This window comes from Aeromonas crassostreae (assembly GCF_054052445.1).
Map to the genome: position 1 here is coordinate 145,670 of NZ_JBSTYM010000006.1, position 24,333 is coordinate 170,002.

Genomic DNA, 24,333 nt, shown 5'->3' on the forward strand with positions numbered 1-24,333 from the left:
ATGAAGGATCACGAGTATCACGCCCTGGTAGACACCTTTTTCCAGTCTGTGGAAGACCGCATCGACGCGAACTACCCGGATATCGATTGTGAGCGGGCGGGCGGCGTGCTGACCCTGGTGTTCGAGAACAAGACCAAGGTCATCCTCAACAAGCAAGAGCCCCTGCACCAGATCTGGGTCGCTACCCGGGAGAACGGCTTCCACTTCGAGCTGCAAGGGGACACCTGGATAGACAACCGCTTCGGCCACGAGCTCAAGGCCCTGCTCGCGCGCGCCTGCACCCAGCAGTCCGGCGAGGACGTGCGCTTTCCATGATTGACATCCATCCCGCTGGCGCCCGCCATGCCGTGATCTGGCTCCATGGCCTGGGGGACTCCGGCGCCGGGCTGGCCCCCCTGGTGGAGGCGCTGGCCTTGCCAGCCGACCTGCCCATCCGCCACCTGCTGCCCGATGCCCCCGAGCGCCCCATCACCATCAACATGGGCTGCAAGATGCGCGGCTGGTACGACATCAGAAGCTTCGACGACCCGGCGGATCGCGCCGTGGAAGCCCATGTCCGCGAGTCCGCGACTCGTATCGCCGCCCTGCTGAGTCAACTGGTGGCCGAAGGCTTTGCCCCGGGTAACATCGTCCTGGCCGGCTTCTCCCAGGGAGGCGTGATCGCCTCCTTCACCGCCCTGAGTTATCCGGCCACCCTGGCGGGCCTGCTCTGCATGTCCACCTACCTGGCGGCGCCGGATAGGCTGGTCGAGGAGATGAGCGAGGCCGCCCGCGCCCTGCCCATCTGCTACATGCACGGCATCTATGACGACGTGGTGCCCCTCTCCATGGGGTGGGATGCCAAACAGCGGCTGGAGGCGGCGGGCCTGGCCCTCGCGTGGCACGAATACCCGATGCGCCACGAGATCTGCCGGCCCCAGCTGGCGGATATCCGCGCCTGGCTGCTGGCGCGCCTCCTGCCCTGACCCGGCGACGTTCGCAACAGAGAGAGGGGGGGGGGGGGGGGGGGGCGGGAGATAATGGTGGCGGGTTGGGCGCCCTGCCCCCCCCGCGCCTCCCCCGCCGCCGCTCCCAACCCAGCGCGCGCCTGCATTCCCGGCCCTCTTCATATCATGGTGGCTGGTTCAGCCCACTTCCCGCGCCGGGCTCTGGGGCTCGCGCCCCAGCCCCTGGCTGCGATAGGGGATCACCTCCAGCGCTTCCCCCTTCTCCACTATCTCGTAGTACTGGGGCAGGTTGAAGTTGACGGGCTGACCATCGTCACCGAACCGCTCGTGGCTCGAGGTGTAGAAGCGGTTGACCCCGGCCACCAGCTCATCCTTGTTGCCGGCGAAGTGCTGGTAGATCTCCACCCGGTTCGCTTCGTCCAGGATATAGATGTTGGTGCCCGCATTGCGGGTATCGAAGAAGAACTGCACCAGGCCTTCGCTGGCGTAGGCATCGACGATGCCGGGCAGGTGCTGGCTGTGGGTCTTGTCGAGGCGCAGCGGCAGGTGATCCAGCTTGTTGTGGGAGATGTGCCGGTAGAAGTCGATGGCATTCTCCAGCTTCTTGACCGACACACCGCGCCGCTCGAAGAAGATGCCGTACTTCTCCTTGCCGAGGACCAGCGTCTTGACCAGCTGCTGCTTGTCCCGGGCCAGACGCAGCTCGATGCACTCGGCCACCAGCTGCTGGAAGCGGGAGCGCACCAGGGAGCGGAAGTGCTGGCTGTAACAGAACACGGCGATGGTCTCGGGGGCCGCCGCATCCTGGTGCATCTTGCCGAGTATGGTGGTGAGGGCATCGACCACGGCCTCGTCACCGCGAAAATGCAGGGTGCGGATCTCGCTCCAGGAGTTGCGATAGACCAGATCCACCGACCCCACCAGACACTCCAGGTTGCGACCAAACGAGAAGACGTCCGCGCTGTTGGCATCGAACTCGATCACCTGTCCGACCCAGTGACTGGTGGGATCCACCTCCAGGTTGAGGTAGATGGAGAGCTGGCGGATCTCGCAGGGGCGGCTCAGGGCGAGGTTGGTGGCGCGGGGATACTTGATCGGGAAGCAGCCGGCCAGATCGCGACAGAACTGATGCAGGTTGTCGATATGCAGATCCGAGCCCTGGTTGAACAGGTGCACCCGGGACTGGGGCGTGAGCAGATCGTTGAAATAGGCCCAGGCCACCAGCTTGCTGATGTAGCTGTTATGCTCGAGCGGCGCCCGCCCTATGATGTCCGCCGGCTCCAGGGACTGCTTGTAGAGGTACCAGCCGGCACGATTGAGCCGCCCATGAGGCACCTGCACCAGGCTGAGATCCGGCTCGCTCAGATCCGGCGCTATCTTGAGGTTGATGCGCTGCACCTTGCCCGGCAGGCTCTCGAACGCGGCATAGAGCTTGCGCGACAGTATGCCGATGTCTTCCGGGTTGATGGACTCGCTGATGTTGTTGCGCCGGGCGAACTGGATCAGGTTGCGATAGCTCTGCATCAGGGCCTCGAGCAGCTCGGCATAGGCCACCTTGACCTGCTCCACCTTCCACTCCTGGCGATGATCCAGATGATGGAGCCGCGCCGGGCTCCAGCCCCAGTAGTCCACCAGCTGCGCCAGCTGCTCCCGCCGCCACTGGGGCGACCCCTCCTGGTTGGGATGACTCAGGCCGTCACACACCTTGAGGTAGAAGCAGCGGCGCACCAGGTCCAGTCGCGCCATGTCACCGATGGACTTGAGGTAGTTGGTCACCTTGTCCAGCATCAGGCAGTAGTTGTCCTGGCGAAAGCTCATGCCCTCGTTTTGCTGGAACCAGTCGCGGCTGATGAAGGAGAGCAGCCGGGTGTTGGGGTACTCGTGGGAGTAAGCCTCCATCAGCACCGATTTGAGCACCGCCTTGTAGGGGGAGTCGATGCCCTTGTAGAGCTGCCAGAGCGCCGAACCGAAATACTCCTCGGCCGGAATGCGGTTGAAGCTGCCCAGATCGAGCCAGTCATCCTGACTGAGCTGACCGCTCGCAAACAGGCCGGTCACATACTCGTCGTAACGTTCATCGTATTCACGGGGCACCAGGTACCAGAGCAACCGCTTGCCCGCGATGTGCATGGCGCTGCGGTAGAACTCGTCGAGCAGCAAGAGGTGCTGGGCACTGCCGCAGTTCTCTCCCTGCATCTGGGCATCGTTGTGCTGGCGGAACTTGTCTTCGGGGATGAGGAAGAAGTTGAGATCCACCCCCCGCTGTTCGGCCCACTTGGAGAGCTGCTGACACTTCTGATCCAGCAGAGCCAGCCGATCCGGCGAGAGGCCGGCCACATGGCAGACCCAGATGTCGAGATCCGAGTGGCAGCACTGACCGATGGAGGAGGTGCTGCCCATGGAGTAGAGCCCCTGGATAGCCCGATCCGTGGTCGCCAGCCCCCCCTGGCAGTTGGCGTTCTGGCACAGGTCCTCGATGAAGGCTTGCTGCACGCCATCGGCCTTGAAACTCCAGATCCCATGGGGCACATCCCCCGCCACATAACCGGGCAGGAGGGGATGATTGAAGTGCAGCATGACGGGCAGCAGGTGAAACACCTGCTGCCCGTAGCGACTCATGAGACCTAGCGCCCGCTGCGTCTTGAGACGATTGATCTCGTCATAACGCGACACGAGCACATCGAGTTGTGCCAGCAATGACCTGCCTATATGGGGGTTGCAATTGACGCACCAAAACGGTGAAACGTCAAGAAAGTGTGATCATGTTAACAATGCTAACTGCGGTGGTAAACAAGCCCACAGCGAATAGCTGGATTATTTGTGACCGTCAGTTTAACAGTATCAGCAGAAAATAAATAAATACTTTTAAATCATTCAGTTAACATTCAGCGTGGACCGAGCGAAAACCCTTTTTTCCCTTCATTTTTTGCCAGGATCCCGCTTTTGCGGCCCACGCCATGAAAGCCCCTGCAAAGGGTGGTAAGATCATTTCCCTTCTAAATATGAAACAACTGATTGATATGGCAGCCCGTACCCTGAGAATCGCCACACGCAAGAGCCCACTGGCCCTGTGGCAGGCCAACTTCGTCAAAGAACGGCTCGAGGCCCTGCACCCACAGCTCGTCGTCGAGCTGCTGCCCATGAGCACCCAGGGTGACAAGATTTTGGATACCCCTCTGGCCAAAGTCGGCGGAAAAGGGCTGTTCGTCAAAGAGTTGGAAACCGCCATGCTGGAAGGCCGGGCAGATATCGCCGTTCACTCCATGAAAGACGTGCCGGTTGAATTTCCGGCAGGATTGGGACTGAGAACCATCTGCGAGCGGGAAGACCCCCGCGATGCCTTCGTCTCCAACCGCTTCGCCAACGTGGCCGACCTGCCCCAGGGCGCAGTGGTCGGCACCTCCAGCCTGCGCCGTCAGTGCCAGCTGCGCGCCGCCCGGCCGGACCTGGTGGTGCGCGACCTGCGTGGCAACGTCAACACCCGCCTCGCCAAGCTCGATGCCGGCGACTATGACGCCATCATACTGGCGGCGGCCGGCCTGCTGCGCCTGGAGATGGCGGAGCGGATCCGCGCCTTCATCGAGCCCGAGCAGAGCCTGCCCGCCAATGGTCAGGGGGCGGTCGGCATCGAGTGTCGCGACGACGACCACGAGCTGCACGCCCTGCTGGCACCGCTGGAGCACGCCGAGACCCGGGCCAGGGTGCTGACCGAGCGCGCCATGAACCGCGCCCTGCAGGGGGGATGTCAGGTACCGATCGGTGCCTACGCCCTGGTGCAAGGGGACGAGATCTGGCTGCGTGGCCTGGTGGGCAGTCCGGACGGCAGCCGGGTGCTGCGCGACGAGATCCGCGGCCCCCTCGCCCAGGGAGAGGCCCTGGGCCAGCAGCTGGCCGAACGCCTGCTCGCCGCCGGAGCCGATCAGATACTGGCCGAGGTCTATCAGGCATGACGACGCCGGGCGGCCTCTGCGAGAGGGGGATCTCCCGGTGAGGCCCCTGGTGGTTCGCCCCGCCGGGCAAGGCGCGGAGCTGGCACGCTTGCTGCGCCGCCACGGCCACGACCCCCACCCCTGCACCCTGCTCACCCTGGGCCCGGGCAGCGAACTCGAACGGCTGCCCGCCCTGCTGGCCCAGGCGGATATCGTCATCGCCGTCAGCGTCCATGCCGTTCTTTTTGCTGATGATTTTCTGTTGCAAACTGGTCAGACCTGGCCAAATATTGACTACCTTGCGGTGGGGGACGCCAGCGCGGCGGCCTTCGCCGAACGCGGCATCAGGGCCCTCTGCCCGGCCGATCCCCGCAGCGAAGGCCTGCTGGCCCTGCCCGCCCTGCAAGGGGTGGCGGGCAAAAACGTGCTCATCTTGCGCGGCAACGGCGGCCGGGATCTCATCGCCCAAACGCTGGCCTCGAGGGGGGCTCTGGTGCACTATTGTTGCACCTATGAACGCCACTACCCCGAGCAGGATGGCGCGGCGCTGACCCAGAAGTGGCAACAGGCCGGGGTCGACAGCCTGCTCGTCACCAGCGGGGAGTTGTTGCAGCGTCTACAGACGCTGGTACCGGATGATCGACACCCCTGGCTGCACGACTGCCAGTTGGTGGTCCCCAGTGCCCGGGTGGCCGAGATGGCCGAAGGGTTGGGTTTTCTCCATATCACGATTGCCCAGGGGGCAGCCAATCCGGCCCTGCTGGCCGCCCTGGAACAGAGGAAGATGCGATGACAGAACAACAAGACGTGCAAACGAGCGACGCGTCAGGCCAGGAGGCCGCCACCCAGGCCACTCACGCTGCCAGCCAGGCCGCCGCTCAGCCACAGCAACCGGCCCAGAGCAAGGGCCGCGCCGGCGTGCTCATGGGGGGGCTTGCCATCCTGATCGCCCTGGGGCTGACCGGGGGGCTCTACTATCACGGTCATCAGGGCGCCCTGGCGCAGCAGGCCGAGCTGGGGCAACTCAAGCAGCAACTGACCCAGGTCAGCGATCGCCTCGCCAACAGCGGCAGCGAAGAGCGTGCCCGGCTCGGTGAACTGGGCAAGGTGCAGCAGGCCCTGCAAGAGGAGTTCAAGGGCTTGCAGAACCGGGTGCTGGACCTCAACGACAAGCGTCCCAATGACTGGATGCTGGCCGAATCCGAGTATCTGGTGCGCATGGCGGGCCGCAAGCTCTGGCTGGAACACGATCTCGTCTCCGCCATCACCCTGCTCGGCAACGCCGACGAGCGCATCAAGGCCCTCAACGATCCCAGCCTGATGCCCATTCGCAAATCCCTGGCCGAGGACATCACCCGGCTCAAGGCGATGCCGCGCATCGACCGCGAGGGGCTGACCCTCAAGCTGGCCGCCCTCGAAGATCAGATCGAACTCCTGCCCCTCTCCAACGTCACCATGCCCGCCGCCCAGGAGCAGCAGAGCCAGGCGGTCAGCAGCAATCCGGACGAGTGGGAGAGCAACCTGAAGAAGAACTGGGTCAAATTCACCGAGAACTTCATCACCATTCGCCGCCGGGATGGCGCGGTCGAGGCGCTCATCTCACCCCAGCAGGAGATCTACCTGCGCGAAAACCTCAAGACCAAGCTGCTGCAGGCCCAGCTCGCCGTCTACCGCGAGCAGCAGGGGCTCTATGAAGACAGCATCGACAAGGCGCAGCGCTGGCTCGGCCAGTACTTCGATACCGACAACAGCGCGACCCGCTACCTGCTGGGCGAGCTCGACAAGCTCAAGGGCGAGCAGATCCAGTTCGACTACCCGGACAAGTTCAGCTCCCAGGCCCTGCTCGAACAGGTCCTGACCGAGCGCCTGCAGCGCATCGCGACCGGTAACTGAGGAGAGCCCCATGATCCGTTTGATTATTCTGGTTGCCGTCATGGTGGCGGGCCTGGCCTTCGGCCCCGAGGCGTCGGGCAACAAGGGTTATGTGATGATCTCCCTTGGCAACTACACGGTGGAATCCTCCGTGACCAGCGCCGTGATCCTCGCCATCCTGTTTTACGGCCTGCTGCTGGCCGTGGAGTGGCTGCTGGCGCGGGTATTCGGGCTGCGCCGCAGAACCCTCGGCTGGTATGGCTCCCGTCGACGCCGCAAGGCCAACCAGCAGACGGTGGCCGCGACCCTGGCCTTCGCCGAGGGCCAGTATGGCCAGGCGGAGAAGCTGATGGTGAAGGGGGCCCGCAACAGCGAGACCCCCCTGCTCAACTACCTCTCCGCCGCCAAGGCGGCCCAGGCCAGGGGGGATGAGCGTCGCCGGGATCACTACCTGCAACAGGCCCAGGAGGAGCATCCCAAGGCCGAGCTGGCGCTGACCCTGACCCAGACCCAGCTGCAGATAGAGCAGGGCCAGTACGAGAGCGCCCTCGCCACCCTGGAATCCCTGCGGGCCCTCAATCCCCGCCATCCCATGGTGCTGGATCAGCTATGCCAGGTGCAGCTCGCCCGCCAGGACTGGCCGGCCCTGCTGGAGCTGATCCCCATACTGCACAAGGTCGGCAGGCTCACTCCCAAGGAGGAGGAGGCGCTGACCCATCAGGCCTGGATCGGCCGCCTGCAGCAAGGCGCGGGCGACGCCGACAAGCTGGCCGCCATCTGGCAGGTCATGCCCAAGAAGCTGCGTCAGGATCCCGAGCTGCTGCTCGGCTATGGCCGCCAGCTGCAGACCCTGCAAGGGGACCAGGCCGCCGCCCGGCTCTGGCTCGACGCCCTGCGCAAAGAGGCTCATCCCGAACTGCTGGCCGAACTGCCCCGGCTGCGACTGGATGACTATCAGCCGCTGCTGACCCTGCTTGGCAAGATGCAGGACAAACCCGGCGCCCAGGCGGCCCTCGCCCAAGTCTGCCTGCTGGCCGGCCAGCTGGACGAGGCTCAGCGGCTGCTGGAGCTGGAGCTCGCCAAGGCGCCGAGCGCCGCCCTCTGCCACGCCATGGGCCAGCTGATGGACAAGCGCCGCCTCACCAACAAGGCCAACGAGTACTATCGCCAGGCACTGCAACTCGCCGGCATCTAGTCCCCAGCCGACACGACCGACACGAAAAGAGGCCGCGATTGCGGCCTCTTTTCATATGGCGCCGGTGTGGGCCAGGACAATGGCGCCCTCAGGAGGTTAGTCGCTCCCATTCACCGAGCAGCCAGATGGCCTCCCCTCTGTGCGTGCCGCACACGTCCACCATGGGGCGAAAGCCGCCGCACACGGCCGGTCGCTCCGGCAGGCCAAACAGGCGGCAACCCAGCCGCTCGTCGAGTTGAACACAGGGCACGCCGGCGGGCTTGCCCTGGGGCATGCCGGGGATGGCACTGCTGATACTGGGGGCGATGCAGCAGGCTGCGCAGCCGGAGCGACATTCCATGACGACGTCCATCCAAGGGGGAAGCCCAGTCTACCCCAGCGCCCGGCAACGGCTTACCACTATCTCGGCTGCCCCCCGTCATCAGGCAAGTTATCGCGCAACCCCTCACCGCTGAGGTCGCTCACGGCCCGGCCTCGCGCGCCGGAGCCTGAATGACGCCAGCACTCACTCCCCCTGAAAACAACAAGCCCGACACAGGGCCGGGCTTGTCTCACGCGCGCGTCAATCAGCGGGATCAGAGGATGATGTCGCGAATGACCTCGTCCTTGCGATCCAGGTAATGGATGGACTTGATGCGGCGGATGGTTCTGGACTTGCCACGGATCAACAGGGTCTCTGTGGTCGCCATGACGCCATCGCTGCTGATGCCTTCCAGCAGGTCGCCCTTGGTGATGCCAGTCGCCGAGAAGATGACGTTGTCGTTCTTGGCCAAGTCTTCCAGCTTGAGCACCCTGGTGACGTCGATACCCAGATCGATGCAACGGGCTATCTCCTGCTCCCCCAGGGCACGGGCATTGGCATCGTCCCCCTTGACCTGGTGGCGAGGCATGAGGCGAGCCTGCATGTCGCCGTCCAGGGCGCGGATCACCGCCGCCGAGATGACCCCTTCCGGTGCGCCACCGATGCCATAGAGCATGTCGACTTCGCTGTCCGGCAGACAGGTGAGGATGGACGCGGCGACGTCACCGTCGGGAATGGCGAACACCCGCACCCCCAGCCCCTGCATCTCCTTGATCGCCTTGTCATGACGCGGCTTGGCCAGGGTGATGACGGTCAGGCGGGAAAGCGGCTTGCCGAGCGCCTTGGCCACGGCCTTGAGGTTCAGCTCCAATCCCAGGCTCAGGTCGATCACGCCCTTGGCCTTGGGACCCACGATCAGCTTTTCCATGTACATGTCGGGGGCCTTGAGGAAGGAGCCCTTGTCGCCGACGGCCAGCACGGCCAGGGCATTGGACTGGCCCATGGCCGTCATGCGGGTTCCCTCGATCGGGTCGACGGCGATGTCTACCGCATCCCCCTGGCCCGTGCCCACCTGCTCCCCGATGTAGAGCATGGGAGCCTCGTCGATCTCACCCTCGCCGATCACTATCTCGCCATTGATATCGATCTGGTTGAGGATATGACGCATGGCCGCCACGGCCGCACCATCGGCGATATTCTTGTCACCACGTCCGAGCCACTTGTAGCCAGCCAGTGCAGCCGCTTCCGTCACTCGGGAAAATTCGATTGCCAGTTCACGTCTCATCGCTAATCCAACCTATTGGAGCTCGAAAAACGGGCGGCATTCTACCACAAGGGCAAACCTTTGCGCGCAAAACTGCGCGGTTGCCGTATTTTTACCGCCCGGCCAGCCAACATCCCCCCCTTCCGCCCTGTCACCAAACCGACACACAACCACCATTTAGACTTCATTTTTCAGTCACGCAGCCGTCATCCAGCCTCCCTAGCATAGCCCCGTCTTTTACAGCAAAAGCTTGCAACACAAGGGATTAAAATGAAAAAGCTGACAGTAGTAGCGCTGGCAATGACCGCCGCCTTCCAGGCCCAGGCCGTCGAAGTTTTCAAGAATGACACCACCAAGCTCGACCTCTATGGCCGCATCTATGCCGGCCACTTCTTCGGTGACAAGAAGGAGCTGGATGACAACGGTGACATCAAGAACGACTACAGCGGCAAGCAGGGTGCGAACCAGTTCGTCCGCTTCGGTGCCAAGGTCGACAGCCAGATCAACAGCAACCTCAAGGCGCTGGCCCAGTACGAGCTGCAGCTGTACGTCAACGACAGCGAGAAGACCATCAGCGATGACTCGGACAACATGCGTACCCGCCTGGCCTTCGCCGGGGTGGGCGCCGACTGGGGCAATGTCACCTTCGGCCGCCAGAAAGGGGCCCCGGGCTTCCTGGCTGACTGGACCGATGTCTCCCTCTCCGATGGCTACGGCAACGAGGCGCTGGGCGCCAAGACCGACACCTTCGCCACCAACCGCGCCGGTTCCGTGCTGAAATACTCGGGCCTGTTCAACGGCTTCCAGCTCGATACCAGCTACAAGTTTGATGGTGGCGACACCGAAGACGAGGGCAGCAAGGACAGCGATCCGGCCTACGGCGCCGCCGTCGCCTACACCTTCCCGTTCAACCTCTCCCTCGGTACCGCCTACAACGTCGGCCTGCGCCAACAGGATGGCGAGAAGGACGCCAAGCTGTGGCTCATCTCCGCCAAGTATGACGACAAGGCCGTCTACGCCGCCCTGAGCTATGCCGACGGCAGCGACTTCCTGGGGACCGACAAGGACCACACGGGTTGGGAAGCCGCCCTGGGTTACAACTTCAGCAACGGCATCGGCCTGATGGCCCTGTGGAACAAGCAGGAGATCGAGCAGAAGGGCAAGGATGACGTCGACTCCATCGACTACTACACCCTGGGCGCCCAGTACAAGTTCAACAGCAACTTCCGGGTGATCGGCGAGTACCGCATCAACAACCTGGACAGTCAGTCGAACAAGGCCGTCGCCAACAAGGACGACTTCCAGCTGGCCGCCCGCTACGACTTCTAAGTCAGACCCTGCCCAGAAACGACAAGACCGCCCATCGGGCGGTCTTTTGTTATGGGCGGATAACCGCTTAGAGGCTGGGCAGCACCCCGGCCGGGATCAGGTCGTTGTAGCTGGCACGGCCCAGCAGGGCGGCGGCGGCCTCGATATCCGGCGAGAAGTACCTGTCCTTGTCGTAGAAGCTGACCTCTTCACGCAGTCGTCCCTTGGCCAGCTCGATAAGCTCTGTGCTGCGCAGGGGGGCGCGAAAGTCCAGACCCTGGGCGGCGGCGAGCAGCTCCACCGCCAGTATGCCGCGGGTGTTCTCCGCCATGTCAGCCAGACGGCGACCGGCGAAGGTGGCCATGGAGACGTGATCCTCCTGGTTCGCCGAGGTGGGCAGGCTGTCCACCGAGGCCGGGTGGGCCAGCGTCTTGTTCTCGGAGGCCAGCGCCGCCGAGGTGACTTGGGCAATCATGAAGCCCGAATTCACCCCGCCGTTGTTCACCAGGAAGGCCGGCAGGCCGGACATGCGGGAATCAATCAGCAGCGCCATACGTCGCTCGGACAGCGAGCCGATTTCCGCGATGGCCAGCGCCAGATTATCGGCCGCAAAGGCCACCGGCTCGGCGTGGAAGTTGCCGCCGGAGATTATCTCCTCATCATCGGCAAACACCAGCGGGTTGTCGGAGACCGCGTTGGCCTCGCACACCAGCACCTCGGCGGCGTGGCGGATCTGGGCCAGACAAGCCCCCATCACCTGCGGCTGGCAACGCAATGAGTAGGGATCCTGCACCTTCTCGCAGTTGTGATGGGACATGCCGATCTCGCTGCCATCCACCAGCAGGTGGCGATAGCAGGCGGCCGCATCGATCTGGCCACGCTGACCGCGCACTTCGTGGATGCGGGCATCGAACGGCCGGCGGCTGCCAAGGGCGGCCTCCACGCTCATGGCACCTATGGTGATGGCACCGGCGTAGAGATCCTCGGCATGGAACAGCCCTTCCAGCGCGAAGGCGGTACTGGCCTGAGTGCCGTTAAGCAGCGCCAATCCTTCTTTGGGTGCCAGCGCGATAGGCTCGAGCCCGGCAATTTTCAGCGCAGTGGCGGCATCGATCAGCTCGCCCTTGTGGCGAGCCTTGCCTTCACCGATCAGCAAGCAGCTCATATGGGCCAGAGGCGCCAGATCGCCGGAGGCGCCGACAGAGCCCTTCTTCGGCACCACCGGATAGACTTCGGCGTTGATGAGGGTCATCAGGACCTCAAGCACCGTCAGCCGGATGCCGGAGAAGCCGCGCGCCAACGAGTTGAGCTTGAGCACCATCATCAGCCGTACGGTGGCGTCATCCATGTACTCGCCAATCCCTGCCGCATGGGAAAGCACGATGGAGCGCTGCAATTCGTCCAGCTGCTCCACCGGAATGCGGGTGTTGGCCAACAGGCCAAAGCCGGTGTTGATGCCATACACCACCCGGTTCTGCTCGATCACCTTGGTAACCACGGCGGCTGAGGCGTGAATCCCCGGCAGCGCGGCCGGATCCAGTGAAACATGTACCGGCTCGCGGCTGACGCGGCGCAGGGTGGCAAGATCCAGCTCGCCCGGAGTAATAGTCAATTCAAACATGGTGTTACACCTTTCCTTTGACACCGTTGGCGCCGTCAATCATCGGCAGATCCAGTTTCGCCTCATGGGCACAGTTGATGGCAATCTCGTAGCCGGCATCCGCGTGGCGCATCACCCCGGTGGCCGGGTCGTTGCGCAGCACCCGACCGACGCGGCGGGCCGCATCATCGCTGCCGTCACAGACGATCACCACCCCGGAGTGCTGGGAGAAGCCCATGCCCACACCGCCACCGTGGTGCAGTGAGACCCAGGTCGCGCCGCCCGCGGTGTTGAGCAGGGCGTTGAGCAGCGGCCAGTCGGAGACGGCGTCGGAGCCATCCATCATGGACTCGGTCTCCCGGTTCGGGCTCGCCACCGAGCCCGAATCCAGGTGATCGCGACCGATGACCACGGGCGCTTTCAGCTCGCCATTCTTCACCATCTCGTTGAAGGCGAGGCCCAGGCGCACCCGATCCTTGACGCCGACCCAGCAGATCCGCGCCGGCAGGCCCTGGAAGGCGATGCGCTCGCGGGCCATGTCGAGCCAGTTGTGCAGGTGGGGATCGTCCGGGATCAGCTCTTTTACCTTCTGATCGGTCTTGTAGATATCTTCCGGGTCGCCGGAGAGCGCTACCCAGCGGAACGGGCCTATGCCCTCACAGAACAGCGGGCGGATGTAGGCCGGGACGAAACCCGGGAAGTCGAAGGCATTTTTCACCCCCTCTTCCAGCGCCATCTGGCGGATATTGTTGCCGTAATCGAGGGTGGCGGCGCCGCGGGATTGCAGGGTCAGCATGGCTTCGACCTGACGGGCCATGGAGCGGCGAGCCGCCACATTGACCTCGTCCGGTGCGCTCTTTTGCAGCTCGCGCCACTGGGCCACGCTCCAGCCCTGGGGCAGGTAGCCGTGGATGGGGTCGTGGGCGGAGGTCTGGTCGGTCACCACGTCCGGGGTGATGCCGCGAGCCACCAATTCTGCGAAGACGTCGGCGGCGTTGCCGAGCAGGCCGACGGAGACGGCGGTGCCGCTGCGTTTGGCTTCCTCGACCATGGCCAGCGCCTCATCCAGGCTGTATGCCTTCTTGTCGACGTAACGGGTCTTGAGCCGGAAATCGATGCGGGTCTCGTCGCACTCTACGGCGATCATGGAGAAACCGGCCATGGTGGCGGCCAGGGGCTGGGCACCGCCCATGCCACCCAGGCCCCCGGTCAGGATCCAGCGCCCTTTGGGTTCACCGTTGAAGTGCTGATTGGCCACCGCGAAGAAGGTCTCGTAGGTGCCCTGCACGATCCCCTGAGTACCTATGTAGATCCAGGAACCCGCAGTCATCTGGCCGTACATCATCAGGCCCTTCTTGTCGAGCTCGTTGAAGTGCTCCCAGTTGGCCCAGTGCGGCACCAGGTTGGAGTTGGCGATCAGCACCCGCGGCGCATCCTTGTGGGTCTGGAACACCCCGACCGGCTTGCCGGATTGCACCAGCAGGGTCTGATCCTCCTCGAGCCGGGTCAGCACCTCGACGATCTTGTCGTAGCAGGCCCAGTTGCGGGCGGCGCGGCCGATGCCGCCGTACACCACCAGGGACTGGGGATGCTCGGCCACTTCCGGATCCAGGTTGTTCATCAGCATCCGCAGGGGCGCCTCGGTCAGCCAGCTCTTGGCGGTCAGCTCGGTGCCGCGGGGGGCGCGGATGACCCGGCTCGGGTCATGGCGGGGATCCTGTTTCTGATGGTGCTCGGACATGTGACGCTCCTTGTGCGCTCTGGGGCTCTCGCCCGCTTACTTGGTCAATTGGTGGATCAGGCGGGCGGCCACGCGGGCGCTGATGCCGTCTCGATCCAGACTCGGATTCAATTCAGCCAGATCGGCGAGGCGCAGCTTGCCGCTGGCACGGATCTCGGCGATCAGGGGTTCTATCAGACTCAGGGCCACCCCATGGGCGGCCGGGGCACTCACCCCGGGCATCTGGCCCGCGGGCAGCACGTCGAGATCGATGGTGAGGTAGAGGTGATCCACCTCCGCCATGAAGGCGTCCAGGCCCAGGATCAGGCTCGGCAACGCATGGGCCGTCATCTCCTCGTCCTTGACGACCCACACATTCAGGTCTTCGGCACGGGCGAACAGCGCCTGGGTGTTGGCGGTCTCGGCCACCCCGAGGCAGGCGTAGCGAAACGCCGTGCCCTGCAGCTGGCACTGCTCCGCAATCTGGAAGAAGGGGGTGCCGGAGCTCGCCTGGGGCGCCTTGCGACGCAGGTCCAGGTGCGCATCGAAGTTGATGATGCCGATGCGACCACGGCCAGCCAGATGACGATTGAGGCCGCTCCAGCTGCCGAAGGCCACCTCATGACCTCCCCCCAGCACCAGGGGGAACTGACCATCGGCCAGGAGGGCGGCGACCCCCTCGGCCAGCCGCTCATGGGCGGATTCCAGATCCCCCTCCTGGCAGCGGACATCGCCGGCATCCCAGGCCGGGAGGCGGCCATGCCAGGCGGTATTGGCCAGGGCCTTGCGGATATGCAGGGGCCCCTCGACGGCGCCGACGCGCCCCTTGTTGCGACGCACCCCTTCATCACAGGCAAAGCCCAGCAGGGCAATGCCCCTGGCCGAGCCCGGCTGCCAGGGTTGCACCCTGTCGTGCCAGCGCAGGGCGAGTTCGCCATCTTCCGGGTCGCAGCGACCCTGCCAAACGCTCATATCAACCACGGATCGTCTCCTCGCCATTGACCACACGGCAGACCGGCTGCTCGACGCCGACCAGATAGCTGAGCTCGGCGGGATGGCCGCAGCTCCACACCACGAAATCCGCCGCCATGCCTACCCGCAGCTGCCCCAGCCGCTCCTGCTCCCCCAGGGCGCGGGCGGCGTGACGGGTCACCCCGGCCAGGGCCTCGGGCGGGGTCAGGCCAAACAGGGTGCAAGCCATGTTCATGGCCATGCGCAGGGAAACGATCGGGGCCGTACCCGGGTTGATGTCGGAGGAGACCGCCATGGGCACATGGGCGCGGCGCAGGGCCTCGACCGGCGGCAGCCTGGTCTCCTTGAGGAAGTAAAAAGCGGTGGGCAGCAGGGTGGCGACCACGCCGCGATGGGCCAGGGCATGGATGCCGTCTCCATCCAGGTACTCCAGGTGATCCACAGAGAGGGCGCCGAAGTGGGCGGCCAGGGTGCTGCCCCCCAGGTTGGATAGCTGGTCCATGTGGCCCTTCACCGGCAGGCCGTACTGGGCTGCGGCGAGGTAGACCTGCTCGGTCTGGGCCAGGGAGAAACCGATGTGCTCGCAGAACACGTCCACCGCATCCGCCAGCCCCGCCTCGGCGGCCGCCGGGATGATCTCCTGGCAGATGGTCTCGACCCAGGAGTCGGGATCGTCCTTGTATTCCGGCGGCACGGCGTGGGCGGCCAGCAAGGTGGTCTTGATCCGGATGGGCAGGGACTGACCGAGGCGACGGGCGACCCGCAGCATCTTGAGCTCGTCCGTCAGGGTGAGACCATAACCGGACTTGATCTCCAGGGTGGTGACCCCCTCGCGCATCAGTGCCTTCACTCTGGGCAGGGCGAGATCGTAGAGTTGATCCTCGCTCGCGGCCCGGGTCGCCTTGACGGTGGAGAGGATGCCGCCGCCACGCTTGGCGATCTCGGCGTAGGGCACCCCTTTCTGACGCAGTTCGAACTCCTCGGCCCGACTGCCGGCGAAGATGAGGTGGGTGTGACAGTCGATGAGACCCGGGGTCACCAGCTTGCCCTTCATGTCCTGCCAGTGGGCGGGGAAGCTGCCCTTGAGCTCATGCATGGGGACCAACCCATGGATCAGGCCGTCGCGCACGCCGATGGCATGGGGCTCCAGCAGGCCATAATCGGCCAGATCCGGCCTCATGGTCGCCGGCAGCACATTGAGCCAGACCCGCTCGCAGTTCAACAGTTCCTTGTTCATATCGCCCCCACAAATGTATATACAATACGTTATAACCTATCTCGAACCAAAAATACAGTAGCGAGATCACATCTTGGTAACACTGGATTTACTTGAGTATAGCCATGAAAAAGCCCACCTGGCGGTGGGCAGATACTCAAGGTCATATGTATATACAATATGATTCAGGCGAGCCAGCCCAGGGCGATGGCGACCTTGCCCAGCCCCCCGGCCAGCAGCAGGCCAAGCAGGGTGCGGATCAGCCAGATCACCAGCAACTGGCCCACCCCGAGGGGGATCCGGGTCGCCAGGATGCAGGGGATGGAGGCGGACAGGAAGAGCACTGAGCTGACCGACACCACGGCCGCGACGAAGCGCACCAGCAGATCCGCACCCTTGAGCAGGATGGCGGGAAGGAACATCTCCGCCAGACCGGCCGCCAGGGAGCGGGCCGCCACCATGGGCTCATTCATGTCCAGCAGCCAGGTGAAGGGCAGGAAGATCCAGCCGATGACGTCAAACAGCGGCGTATGGTTGGCCAGCAGCAGTCCCATCAGGCCCACCGAAAGGATGGAGGGCACCACGGCCGCCGCCATCTGCACCCCGTCACGCAGGTTGTCCAGCAGCTGGCGCCAGATGGCCGGTGCCTGACGGGACTGGCTCAGGCCGGCCGCCATGGCCGCCTGCCAGCGATTCATGCCGGCGGGCAGGGGCTCGTCCTCCCCTCCCTCATCATCGAGGCGGGAGATGGGCGGGATCCGGGCCGTGATGGCGGTGATCAGGAAGGTGATGACCAGGGTCGACCAGAAGTAGAAGTTCCAGTGAGGCATCAGGTTGAGGGTCTTGGCGACGATGATCATGAAGGCCGCCGACACGGTGGAGAAACCGGTCGCTATGATGGCGGCTTCGCGCAGGCTGTACTTGCCCGCCAGATAGACCCGGTTGGTGATGAGCAGACCGACCGAGTAGCTGCCGACGAAGGAGGCCACCGCATCGATGGCCGAGTGGCCCGGGGTGCGCCAGAGTGGCCGCATGATGGGCTGCATCAGGACGCCGATCAGCTCCAGCAGGCCGAAGCCCAGCAGGAAGGTGAGCGCCAGGGCCCCGATGGGGACGATCAGCCCCACCGTCATGGCCAGCTTGTCGAACAGGAAGGGGAGACTGCCCGGCGCCATCAGCCAGGCAGGCCCCGCGCCGCTCAGATAGACCAGGGCCAGCCCCAGGCCGAGCAACTTGAACAGGGTCAGCACCCTGTCGATGGGGCGGGCTCGCCAGCGGCCGCTCCACAGGGGCGCACAGGCACCATAAACGATGAGCGCCATCACCAGGCTCACCGCCAGGGTACGCTGGGCCACCAGCTGGCTCGCCAGATGATCCACCAGTATGGTGCTCTTGCCCCCCCATTCGAACGGCACGAAGAAGCTGCCGATCCCCAGGATCGCGGTAAGGATCAGCTTGAAGGCCGCCCCGGCCCCCGTGCTGGGCGCCATGACCTGTTCCCTTTCCATCTTGTCTCTCCCTGTTGCTTGACTCACCCATGCGGTCAGCCGGAATGGCCGCCACAAATGTATATACATATTTACACCAGAACACCGGGGAGGACAAAACAAAAAATTAACAAGAGTGAAACATGGGGAGCCACGACGGATCCCGGCGGGATCCCGAGATCGGGAAACGAAAAAGGCCCGCGAGGGCCTTGGTCAGTCGTCTTGGGATCAGGACATCCGGGTCTGGGATCTCAGCTTGTAGCGGGATCCCGGCGACAGCAGCCTGGCATAGGAGACCAGGGCTCCGTCGGACCAGGTGCGGCGATGGAGCAGCAGGCAGGGAGTATCGACCCGCACCTGCAGCAGCCCCGCCTCACCGGCGCTCGGCAACACGGCCTCGACCACGTGCTCCATCTCGGAGAGGGGACACACCTCCATCAGATAGCGGTTCGGGGTCTGGCGGGTGAAGTCCTGCTCGCCATAGCCGGGCAGCTGCCTGGCATCGACGAAACGCTCCTCCAGCTGCAGGGGCTCCCCATCGGCCTGATGGACGATCAGGCTGTGGAAGATGGGGGCACCGACCCGCAGGCCAAGCTGCACCGCCACCTTCTCGTCGGCGGCCTGACGCTCGAGCCGGATCACCCGGGCGCTGTACTCGGCCCCCTGCTCCGCTATCTCGTCCGCTATGTTGCGAATGGCGAGCAGGGTCGACTCGGTGCGCCTGTCCGCCACGAAACTGCCGGAGCCTGCGGTGCGGTTGAGCCAGCCTTCGGCCACCAGTTCGCGCAGGGCCTTGTTGACCGTCATCCGGCTCACGGCAAACTGCTCGCACAGGGCGGCCTCGGTCGGGATCCTGTCTCCCGCCTCATAGTGGCGGGAGCGGATGCCGTCGAGCACGTGTTGCTTGATCTGCAGATAGAGCGCGGGGGCCAACGGCAGCGTCCTCAGCGACGGCGCGGACGCTTGTCCGGCCAGGCGCGATAGACATCGGGGATCTGATCCGGCCCGCTGATGCAGAGATCGAGATCGTGCAGCAGACCATCCTTGATGCCGTAGATCCAGCCGTGCACCGCCAGCTCCTGACCCTTGCGCCAGGCGTTCTGGATAATGGTGGTGTAGCAGACGTTGGCGACCTGCTCGGCCACGTTCAGCTCGCACAGGTAGTCGAACCGCTCGTGCTCATCCTCGATGGCCTCGAGCTCTTCGCCGTACTTGAAGTAGACGTCCTTGATGTTGCGCAGCCAGTTGTCGATGAGCCCCAGCTCCTGGTTCTGCATCGCCGCCTTGACGCCACCGCAGCCGTAGTGGCCACAGATGATGATGTGCTTCACCTTGAGCACCTCGACCGCATATTGCAGCACAGAGAGGCAGTTGAAGTCGGTGTGCACCACCAGGTTGGCGACGTTGCGGTGGACGAAGACGTCTCCGGGCAGCAGTCCCATCAGCTGGTTGGCGGGTACCCGGCTGTCGGAGCAACCGATCCAGAGGTATTCGGGGGCCTGCTGGGCGGAGAGGGTAGCGAAGAAATTCGGGTCCTCGGCCTTGATCCGCTCCGCCCACTCGCGGTTGTTGGTAAACAGGTCGTTCAACAGTTTCACTATCTGCTCTCCCTACTGTGGCAGTGGCGGCAACATAACATACACAAGGGTAACCAAGGCAAGGCCGACCAGATGCTCTCGAAACAAAAACAGGGCCATCAGGCCCTGTTTTGTCGATGAAGCATCACGCCACCATGGCATCTTTCAGCTTCTTGAATGGATTTTTCTCGAGCTGACCAATGCGTTCGGCGAATGCCATCAGGCACCCATGGCGTCTTTCAGCTTCTTGAGGGCATTTTTCTCGAGCTGGCGAATTCGCTCTGCCGAGACGCCGTAGCTGTCGGCCAGCTCCTGCAAGGTGGTCTTGTTGTCATCATCCAGCCAGCGGGCGCGGATGATGTGCTGGCTGCGCTCATCCAGGGTCGCCAGGGCCGAGCCCAGACGGCGGGTGGCATGGCTGTCCCAGTTGTCGTTCTCTATGGTGGCGGCGAGATCGGACGACTTGTCTTCCAGATAGTGGACGGGGGCGAAGCCGGCCTCGTCATCCTCGTCACCCACCAGATCGAACGCCTGATCGTAATTGCTCATGCGCGCCTCCATCTCGGTCACATCGCTGACCGAGACGCCGAGCTCGTCGGCCACGGCACGGGCCTCGTCGTGGCTGAACCAGCCCAGACGCTTTTTGGATTTGCGCAGGTTGAAGAAGAGCTTGCGCTGGGCCTTGGTGGTCGCCACCTTGACCATGCGCCAGTTACGCAGCACGTATTCGTGAATTTCGGCCTTGATCCAGTGCACGGCGAAGGAGACCAGACGCACCCCCACACTGGGGTCGAAGCGCTTGACCGCCTTCATCAGGCCGATATTGCCTTCCTGTACCAGGTCGGCCTGGGGCAGGCCGTAGCCGGCATAACTCTTGGCAACGTGAACGACAAAGCGCAGGTGCGACATGACCAGCTGACGGGCAGCCTCGAGATCGCCATCCTGCTGCAACCGCATCGCCAGCTCACGCTCCTCTTCCGCGCTGAGCACGGGAATCGCGTTAACGGCCTGGACATAACCTTCCAGACTGCCTTGGGGGATAAGGGCCATAGTGCGTTGCAATGAAGTTCCCATCTTTTACCTCTTACTCTTGCGTCGCGCCAGTCTAGCAGCCTCAGTCGGGCTGTCCAGGCGGGGGCGACCATTCTGCGGCCTGAGTCAACAACTAAACCAGGTCAGAACCCGGCTCATCTTAGGGTCGCGGGATGAATCATCAATGAACAGTCAAAAAAAGGGGGTCACAGTGAAGGACCCCCGAAAAGTAGCATGCTAAGTCCATTGTTGCGGAGCTCGCAACCTTCACATGCTTGCCAAGTCTGACGAGCGGGGGTCTTACGCCACACCCGTATAAGTTCGATTTTAAGACTGTGTTATTTCGATAAGGTTCCATGGATCTCGGGAAGATCCTGGCGATCATTGACGTCCAGATTACTCCCTGAACGCGAGCTGTGCCAGAAAGGGCCACTTTTTTACTTGATCCAGCTCGCAAAATCCAGTGAATGTTTGTCGATTCCTTGCTCAGGAAGGCTCTATGTCGCGGATATGGCGATGCACGGAGAACCAGGAGGCGATTAGCCCCAGCAGGGCCCCCAGCAGGATCAGGTTGATCCCGTCGACCGCCCCCATGCCCACCAGCCGGAAATGGCTGTTGTAGAGGCCGGCCAGCTCCTTGACCACCCCCTCGCTCCAGATCACCATCACCTCGGTCAACCACCAGGCCAGCATGCCGCCGATCACCCCGTACCAGATGCCGGTATAGAGAAAGGGCCTGTGGATGAAGGCATCGGTCGCCCCCACCAGCTTGAGCACCTCAATCTCGGAGCGCTGGTTCAGGATATTGAGCCTGAGGGTATTGCCGACGATGAGCAGCACGGCGCACAGCAGCAGGGCGGCGATGCCTGTGATGGTGTGGCGCAGCAGGTTCATGATGCCCTGCAACCGGGTCAGCCATTGCAGGTCCAGCTTGCCCTGCTCTATGCCGGGCTCGTTCTCCAGCTTGGCCAGCAGCTCGGCAGCCCCTTCCGGGTTCTGCCAGCGGGGATCCGGGATCACGCTCAGCACGGGGGGCAGCGGGTTGCTGTCCAGGTAGTCGAGGGCATCGCCAAAGCCCGAGATCTCGCGAAACTCCTTGAGGGCCTGATCCCGGCTCATGTAGGTCACCGAGGCCACCTCGGGGTAGAGCTGGATCCGCTGCCTGAGCTCCTGGATGTTCTGCTCCGGCAGATCCTTGCGCAGATAGAGGGAGATCTGGGAACTGTTCTGCCAGTTGCCCTCCACCAGTTCGGCGTTCTTGAGCAGCACATGGAAACAGGAGGGCAGCGCCAGGCTGACCCCGAGCACGGCCAGGGTCATCAGGGAGGCGAGCGGATTGCGCCACAACTCCCCCAGGCTGGCGAAGGCCTGACGCAGATGATCGACCCAATACATGACGAAGCGGCGCAGCAGGGGCTGCTTGTGGCGCACGATAGCCATCAGTTTTCCTCCTGCGGAGAGTACATCCGTCCCGCCTTGAGGGTGAAAGTGCGATAGCGCATGCGGGCGATGAGGCCAAGATCATGGGTGGCGATGAGCACGGAGACGCCGAAGCGGTTGAACTCCTCGAACAGTCGCATGATGTCCATGGAGAGCTGGGGATCCAGGTTGCCGGTCGGCTCATCCGCCAGCAGCAGGGGCGGCTTGTTGACGATGGCGCGGGCGATGCCGACCCGCTGCTGCTCGCCGCCGGAGAGCATGCGCGGCTGGTAGCGCTCCTTGCCGAGCAAGCCCACCTTGTCCAGGGCCGCGGCGACCCGCTTGTTGATGTCGCCGTGGCTGTAACCATCGATCACCAGGGGCAGGGCCACGTTGTCGAACACGGTTCTGTCCATCAGCAGGCGGTGATCCTGAAAGATCATGCCGATCTGACGGCGCACATAGGGGATCTGGCGCCGCTGGATCCGGCTCACATCCTCCCCATGAAAGAAGACGCGGCCATCGGTGGGCCGTTCCATCACGCTGATCAGCTTGAGAAGGGTGCTCTTGCCCGCCCCGGAGTGACCGGTCAGGAAGCCCATCTCCCCCTTGCGCAGGTGAAAACTCACCTTCTGCAGCGCCTGATGGCCGCCGCTGTATACCTTGCTGACCTGATCAAAACGAATCATCTCTGGTCCCTGAAGCTTGAGCTGGCCCCGGCTAGGGGGCGCTGGAGAGAGCAAGGGCCGCCCGTGGACGGCCCTTAGGCTTATTCGTCGCGGCTAAACAACGCCTCGATAAAGTCATTGGCGACGAAGGGGCGCAGATCGTCGATCCCCTCGCCCACCCCGATGAAGCGGATCGGGATCTGGAACTTGTCCGCCACCGCGAAGATGACCCCGCCCTTGGCGGTGCCGTCCAGCTTGGTGAGGGTGATACCGGTCAGGCCCACCGCCTCGCTGAACAGCCTGGCCTGGCTCAGGGCATTCTGGCCTGTGCCCGCATCCAGGGTCAGCATGATCTCGTGGGGCGCCTCCTGGTCGAGCTTCTTCATCACCCGCACCACCTTCTTGAGCTCTTCCATCAGGTTGCTCTTGTTCTGCAGGCGACCGGCGGTGTCGGCGATCAGCACGTCAGCCCCGCGGGAGCGGGCGGCCTCGATGGCATCATAGATGACGGAGGCGGAGTCGGCCCCCGTGTGCTGGGCGATCACCGGGATATTGTTGCGCTGACCCCACACCTGCAACTGCTCGACGGCGGCGGCGCGGAAGGTGTCACCGGCGGCCAGCATCACGCTCTTGCCCTCGGCTTGCAGCTGCTTGGCCATCTTGCCGATGGTAGTGGTCTTGCCCACCCCGTTCACGCCGACCATGAGGATCACATAGGGCTTCTTGCCGGTGTCGATGACCAGGGGCTGTTCGACTTTCGCCAGCATCTCGCCCATGTCCTGCTTGAGCAGGCCGTAGAGGGCTTCGCCATCCTTGAGCTGCTTGCGACTGGCGTGCTGGGTCAGGTTGTCGATGATGCGGGTGGTGGTATCCACACCGAGATCCGCCGTCAGCAGCTGGGTCTCCAGCTCCTCGAACAGCTCGTCGTCGATCTGCTTGCCGCTGAACAGGCCGAAGAAGCCTGAGCCGATATTCTCCTTGGTGCGCACCAGGCTGCGCTTGAGGCGGGCGAAGAAGCCCTCCCGCTGCGGCTTGGCCTGGGTGTCATCGTCCACTTCCGCGGCCAGGGGCAGCGCGGCCAGTTCGGCGGCGACACGGGCAGCCTCCTGCTCGGCGGCAACGCGGGCGGCCTCCTGCTCGGCGGCGACGCGGGCAGCCTCCTGCTCGGCGGCAACGCGGGCGGCCTCCTGCTCGGCGGCAACGCGGGCGGCCTCCTGCTCGGCAGCGACGCGGGCAGATTCCTGCTCGGCGGCAACGCGGGCAGATTCCTGCTCGGCGGCGACGCGGGCGGCCGCTTGTTCTGCGGCGACACGGGCGGCCTCCAGCTCGGCGGCAATGCGGGCAGCCGCTTGTTCTGCGGCAACGCGGGCAGATTCCTGCTCGGCGGCGACGCGGGCGGCCTCCTGCTCGACGGCGACGCGGGCAGATTCCTGCTCGGCGGCAAGGCGAGCGGCCTCCTGCTTGGCGGCAGCGCGGGCGGCCTCGGCCGCCTCGTCACGGGCCAGCAGGTCAGGGTTGACGATGACGGGCTCCAGATCGCTGGCACACTCCTCGATCACCAGGGGGCCGGCGCTCTCCTCCTCGCCAACGGGCGCCGCATCCGGCGCCGGGGAGACGGGGGTGTCACTCGATTGGGAGGGGACGCCACTGGCGCCGTCGCTGACAGTCTCGGATTGGGGTGTCTCCGGTTGGACAACCTCGGCCTCTTCTTTCTTGCGGCCGAACCCCAGCCAGGAAAACAAACCTTTTGCCATTTTAAAAAATACTCACTTCGTTGGCTGACTGCTAAGATAGCCGTCCCTCGGCGGGTCGGCATAAAATGAACC

21 protein-coding genes are annotated in these 24,333 nt (G+C 63.9%); 7 read left to right on the forward strand and 14 right to left on the reverse strand.

What is annotated here, in order from left to right; genetic code table 11:
• Positions 1 to 315, forward strand: a complete 315-nt coding sequence (gene cyaY / locus ACW5W4_RS06975) for an iron donor protein CyaY (RefSeq protein WP_042000644.1) — start codon at positions 1 to 3, stop codon at positions 313 to 315.
• Entirely contained in the window at positions 312 to 965 is a 654-nt protein-coding gene (locus ACW5W4_RS06980) for an alpha/beta hydrolase (RefSeq protein ID WP_427262795.1), read from the forward strand. The genes cyaY and ACW5W4_RS06980 overlap by 4 nt, the downstream gene beginning before the upstream one ends.
• Positions 966 to 1,124: 159 nt before the next feature.
• On the opposite strand, the gene ACW5W4_RS06985 is transcribed toward ACW5W4_RS06980, so the two are convergent.
• Positions 1,125 to 3,644, reverse strand: coding sequence for a class I adenylate cyclase (locus ACW5W4_RS06985; protein WP_456688888.1), 2,520 nt, complete (start codon positions 3,642 to 3,644; stop codon positions 1,125 to 1,127).
• Positions 3,645 to 3,967: 323 nt separating this feature from the next.
• Here ACW5W4_RS06985 and hemC point away from each other — a divergent pair, with 323 nt between their 5' ends.
• Genes hemC through ACW5W4_RS07005 form a run of 4 tightly spaced genes read left to right on the forward strand, consistent with a single transcriptional unit; the run spans position 3,968 to position 7,943 of the window.
• Positions 3,968 to 4,897: a hydroxymethylbilane synthase gene (hemC, locus tag ACW5W4_RS06990; protein ID WP_456688889.1), complete on the forward strand. Its 930-nt coding sequence runs from the start codon at positions 3,968 to 3,970 to the stop codon at positions 4,895 to 4,897.
• A gap of 37 nt (positions 4,898 to 4,934) precedes the next feature.
• Positions 4,935 to 5,669, forward strand: a complete 735-nt coding sequence (locus ACW5W4_RS06995) for a uroporphyrinogen-III synthase (protein ID WP_456688890.1) — start codon at positions 4,935 to 4,937, stop codon at positions 5,667 to 5,669.
• The gene (locus ACW5W4_RS07000; RefSeq protein ID WP_456688891.1) at positions 5,666 to 6,769 is read left to right on the forward strand and encodes a uroporphyrinogen-III C-methyltransferase; all 1,104 of its coding nucleotides are present in this window, start codon (positions 5,666 to 5,668) and stop codon (positions 6,767 to 6,769) included. Before ACW5W4_RS06995 ends, ACW5W4_RS07000 begins: the two co-directional genes overlap by 4 nt.
• A 10-nt stretch (positions 6,770 to 6,779) precedes the next feature.
• Entirely contained in the window at positions 6,780 to 7,943 is a 1,164-nt protein-coding gene (locus tag ACW5W4_RS07005) for a heme biosynthesis HemY N-terminal domain-containing protein (protein WP_456688892.1), read from the forward strand.
• An 88-nt stretch (positions 7,944 to 8,031) separates the two neighbouring features.
• Here ACW5W4_RS07005 and ACW5W4_RS07010 read toward each other — a convergent pair whose 3' ends face one another.
• A complete protein-coding gene (locus ACW5W4_RS07010) occupies positions 8,032 to 8,283 on the reverse strand; it encodes a YkgJ family cysteine cluster protein (protein ID WP_456688893.1) in 252 nt (83 codons plus the stop codon).
• Between the two features lie 235 nt (positions 8,284 to 8,518).
• Positions 8,519 to 9,529, reverse strand: coding sequence for a class II fructose-bisphosphatase (glpX, locus tag ACW5W4_RS07015; RefSeq protein ID WP_427262789.1), 1,011 nt, complete (start codon positions 9,527 to 9,529; stop codon positions 8,519 to 8,521).
• A gap of 249 nt (positions 9,530 to 9,778) precedes the next feature.
• On the opposite strand from glpX, the gene ACW5W4_RS07020 reads away from it, so the two are divergent.
• Complete coding sequence (locus tag ACW5W4_RS07020) at positions 9,779 to 10,837, forward strand: porin (RefSeq protein WP_456688894.1); 1,059 nt, start codon at positions 9,779 to 9,781, stop codon at positions 10,835 to 10,837.
• A gap of 67 nt (positions 10,838 to 10,904) precedes the next feature.
• Here ACW5W4_RS07020 and hutH read toward each other — a convergent pair whose 3' ends face one another.
• The 11 genes from hutH to ftsY form a co-directional block, all read right to left on the reverse strand.
• On the reverse strand, positions 10,905 to 12,437 hold the full coding sequence (gene hutH, locus ACW5W4_RS07025; protein WP_456688895.1) for a histidine ammonia-lyase: 1,533 nt from the start codon (positions 12,435 to 12,437) through the stop codon (positions 10,905 to 10,907).
• A 4-nt stretch (positions 12,438 to 12,441) separates the two neighbouring features.
• On the reverse strand, positions 12,442 to 14,157 hold the full coding sequence (hutU, locus tag ACW5W4_RS07030; protein WP_456688896.1) for a urocanate hydratase: 1,716 nt from the start codon (positions 14,155 to 14,157) through the stop codon (positions 12,442 to 12,444).
• 36 nt (positions 14,158 to 14,193) lie between these two features.
• Positions 14,194 to 15,108: a formimidoylglutamase gene (gene hutG / locus ACW5W4_RS07035; RefSeq protein WP_408796356.1), complete on the reverse strand. Its 915-nt coding sequence runs from the start codon at positions 15,106 to 15,108 to the stop codon at positions 14,194 to 14,196.
• A 1-nt stretch (position 15,109) separates the two neighbouring features.
• On the reverse strand, positions 15,110 to 16,345 hold the full coding sequence (hutI, locus tag ACW5W4_RS07040; protein ID WP_456688897.1) for an imidazolonepropionase: 1,236 nt from the start codon (positions 16,343 to 16,345) through the stop codon (positions 15,110 to 15,112).
• Positions 16,346 to 16,509: 164 nt separating this feature from the next.
• A complete protein-coding gene (locus tag ACW5W4_RS07045) occupies positions 16,510 to 17,832 on the reverse strand; it encodes a YjiH family protein (RefSeq protein WP_456688898.1) in 1,323 nt (440 codons plus the stop codon).
• A 207-nt stretch (positions 17,833 to 18,039) separates the two neighbouring features.
• A complete protein-coding gene (hutC, locus tag ACW5W4_RS07050; RefSeq protein ID WP_111874356.1) occupies positions 18,040 to 18,744 on the reverse strand; it encodes a histidine utilization repressor in 705 nt (234 codons plus the stop codon).
• Positions 18,745 to 18,755: 11 nt separating this feature from the next.
• Positions 18,756 to 19,409: a carbonate dehydratase gene (can, locus tag ACW5W4_RS07055; RefSeq protein WP_427263197.1), complete on the reverse strand. Its 654-nt coding sequence runs from the start codon at positions 19,407 to 19,409 to the stop codon at positions 18,756 to 18,758.
• A gap of 198 nt (positions 19,410 to 19,607) precedes the next feature.
• Positions 19,608 to 20,462 (reverse strand): RNA polymerase sigma factor RpoH, encoded by an 855-nt coding sequence (rpoH, locus tag ACW5W4_RS07060; RefSeq protein WP_408796302.1) that lies wholly within the window; start codon positions 20,460 to 20,462, stop codon positions 19,608 to 19,610.
• A 444-nt stretch (positions 20,463 to 20,906) separates the two neighbouring features.
• Entirely contained in the window at positions 20,907 to 21,860 is a 954-nt protein-coding gene (gene ftsX / locus ACW5W4_RS07065) for a permease-like cell division protein FtsX (protein ID WP_042000579.1), read from the reverse strand.
• Positions 21,860 to 22,528 carry a cell division ATP-binding protein FtsE gene (gene ftsE, locus ACW5W4_RS07070; RefSeq protein ID WP_408796304.1) on the reverse strand — a complete coding sequence of 223 codons (669 nt, stop codon included), beginning with the start codon at positions 22,526 to 22,528 and terminating at the stop codon, positions 21,860 to 21,862. The genes ftsX and ftsE overlap by 1 nt, the downstream gene beginning before the upstream one ends.
• 80 nt (positions 22,529 to 22,608) lie before the next feature.
• A complete protein-coding gene (ftsY, locus tag ACW5W4_RS07075; RefSeq protein WP_456688899.1) occupies positions 22,609 to 24,261 on the reverse strand; it encodes a signal recognition particle-docking protein FtsY in 1,653 nt (550 codons plus the stop codon).
• Between the last annotated feature and the right edge of the window lie 72 nt (positions 24,262 to 24,333).

Coding starts and splice junctions, on each gene's coding strand:
- glpX (WP_427262789.1), bottom strand. CDS start 9,529: ATGAGACGTGAACTGGCAATCGAATTTTCCCGAGTGACGGAAGCGGCT.
- hutU (WP_456688896.1), bottom strand. CDS start 14,157: ATGTCCGAGCACCATCAGAAACAGGATCCCCGCCATGACCCGAGCCGG.
- ACW5W4_RS06980 (WP_427262795.1), top strand. CDS start 312: ATGATTGACATCCATCCCGCTGGCGCCCGCCATGCCGTGATCTGGCTC.
- ACW5W4_RS07020 (WP_456688894.1), top strand. CDS start 9,779: ATGAAAAAGCTGACAGTAGTAGCGCTGGCAATGACCGCCGCCTTCCAG.
- hutI (WP_456688897.1), bottom strand. CDS start 16,345: ATGAACAAGGAACTGTTGAACTGCGAGCGGGTCTGGCTCAATGTGCTG.
- cyaY (WP_042000644.1), top strand. CDS start 1: ATGAAGGATCACGAGTATCACGCCCTGGTAGACACCTTTTTCCAGTCT.
- ftsX (WP_042000579.1), bottom strand. CDS start 21,860: ATGGCTATCGTGCGCCACAAGCAGCCCCTGCTGCGCCGCTTCGTCATG.
- ftsE (WP_408796304.1), bottom strand. CDS start 22,528: ATGATTCGTTTTGATCAGGTCAGCAAGGTATACAGCGGCGGCCATCAG.
- ACW5W4_RS07005 (WP_456688892.1), top strand. CDS start 6,780: ATGATCCGTTTGATTATTCTGGTTGCCGTCATGGTGGCGGGCCTGGCC.
- hutH (WP_456688895.1), bottom strand. CDS start 12,437: ATGTTTGAATTGACTATTACTCCGGGCGAGCTGGATCTTGCCACCCTG.
- ACW5W4_RS07010 (WP_456688893.1), bottom strand. CDS start 8,283: ATGGAATGTCGCTCCGGCTGCGCAGCCTGCTGCATCGCCCCCAGTATC.
- ftsY (WP_456688899.1), bottom strand. CDS start 24,261: ATGGCAAAAGGTTTGTTTTCCTGGCTGGGGTTCGGCCGCAAGAAAGAA.
- hutG (WP_408796356.1), bottom strand. CDS start 15,108: ATGAGCGTTTGGCAGGGTCGCTGCGACCCGGAAGATGGCGAACTCGCC.
- ACW5W4_RS07000 (WP_456688891.1), top strand. CDS start 5,666: ATGACAGAACAACAAGACGTGCAAACGAGCGACGCGTCAGGCCAGGAG.
- hemC (WP_456688889.1), top strand. CDS start 3,968: ATGGCAGCCCGTACCCTGAGAATCGCCACACGCAAGAGCCCACTGGCC.
- ACW5W4_RS07045 (WP_456688898.1), bottom strand. CDS start 17,832: ATGGAAAGGGAACAGGTCATGGCGCCCAGCACGGGGGCCGGGGCGGCC.
- rpoH (WP_408796302.1), bottom strand. CDS start 20,462: ATGGGAACTTCATTGCAACGCACTATGGCCCTTATCCCCCAAGGCAGT.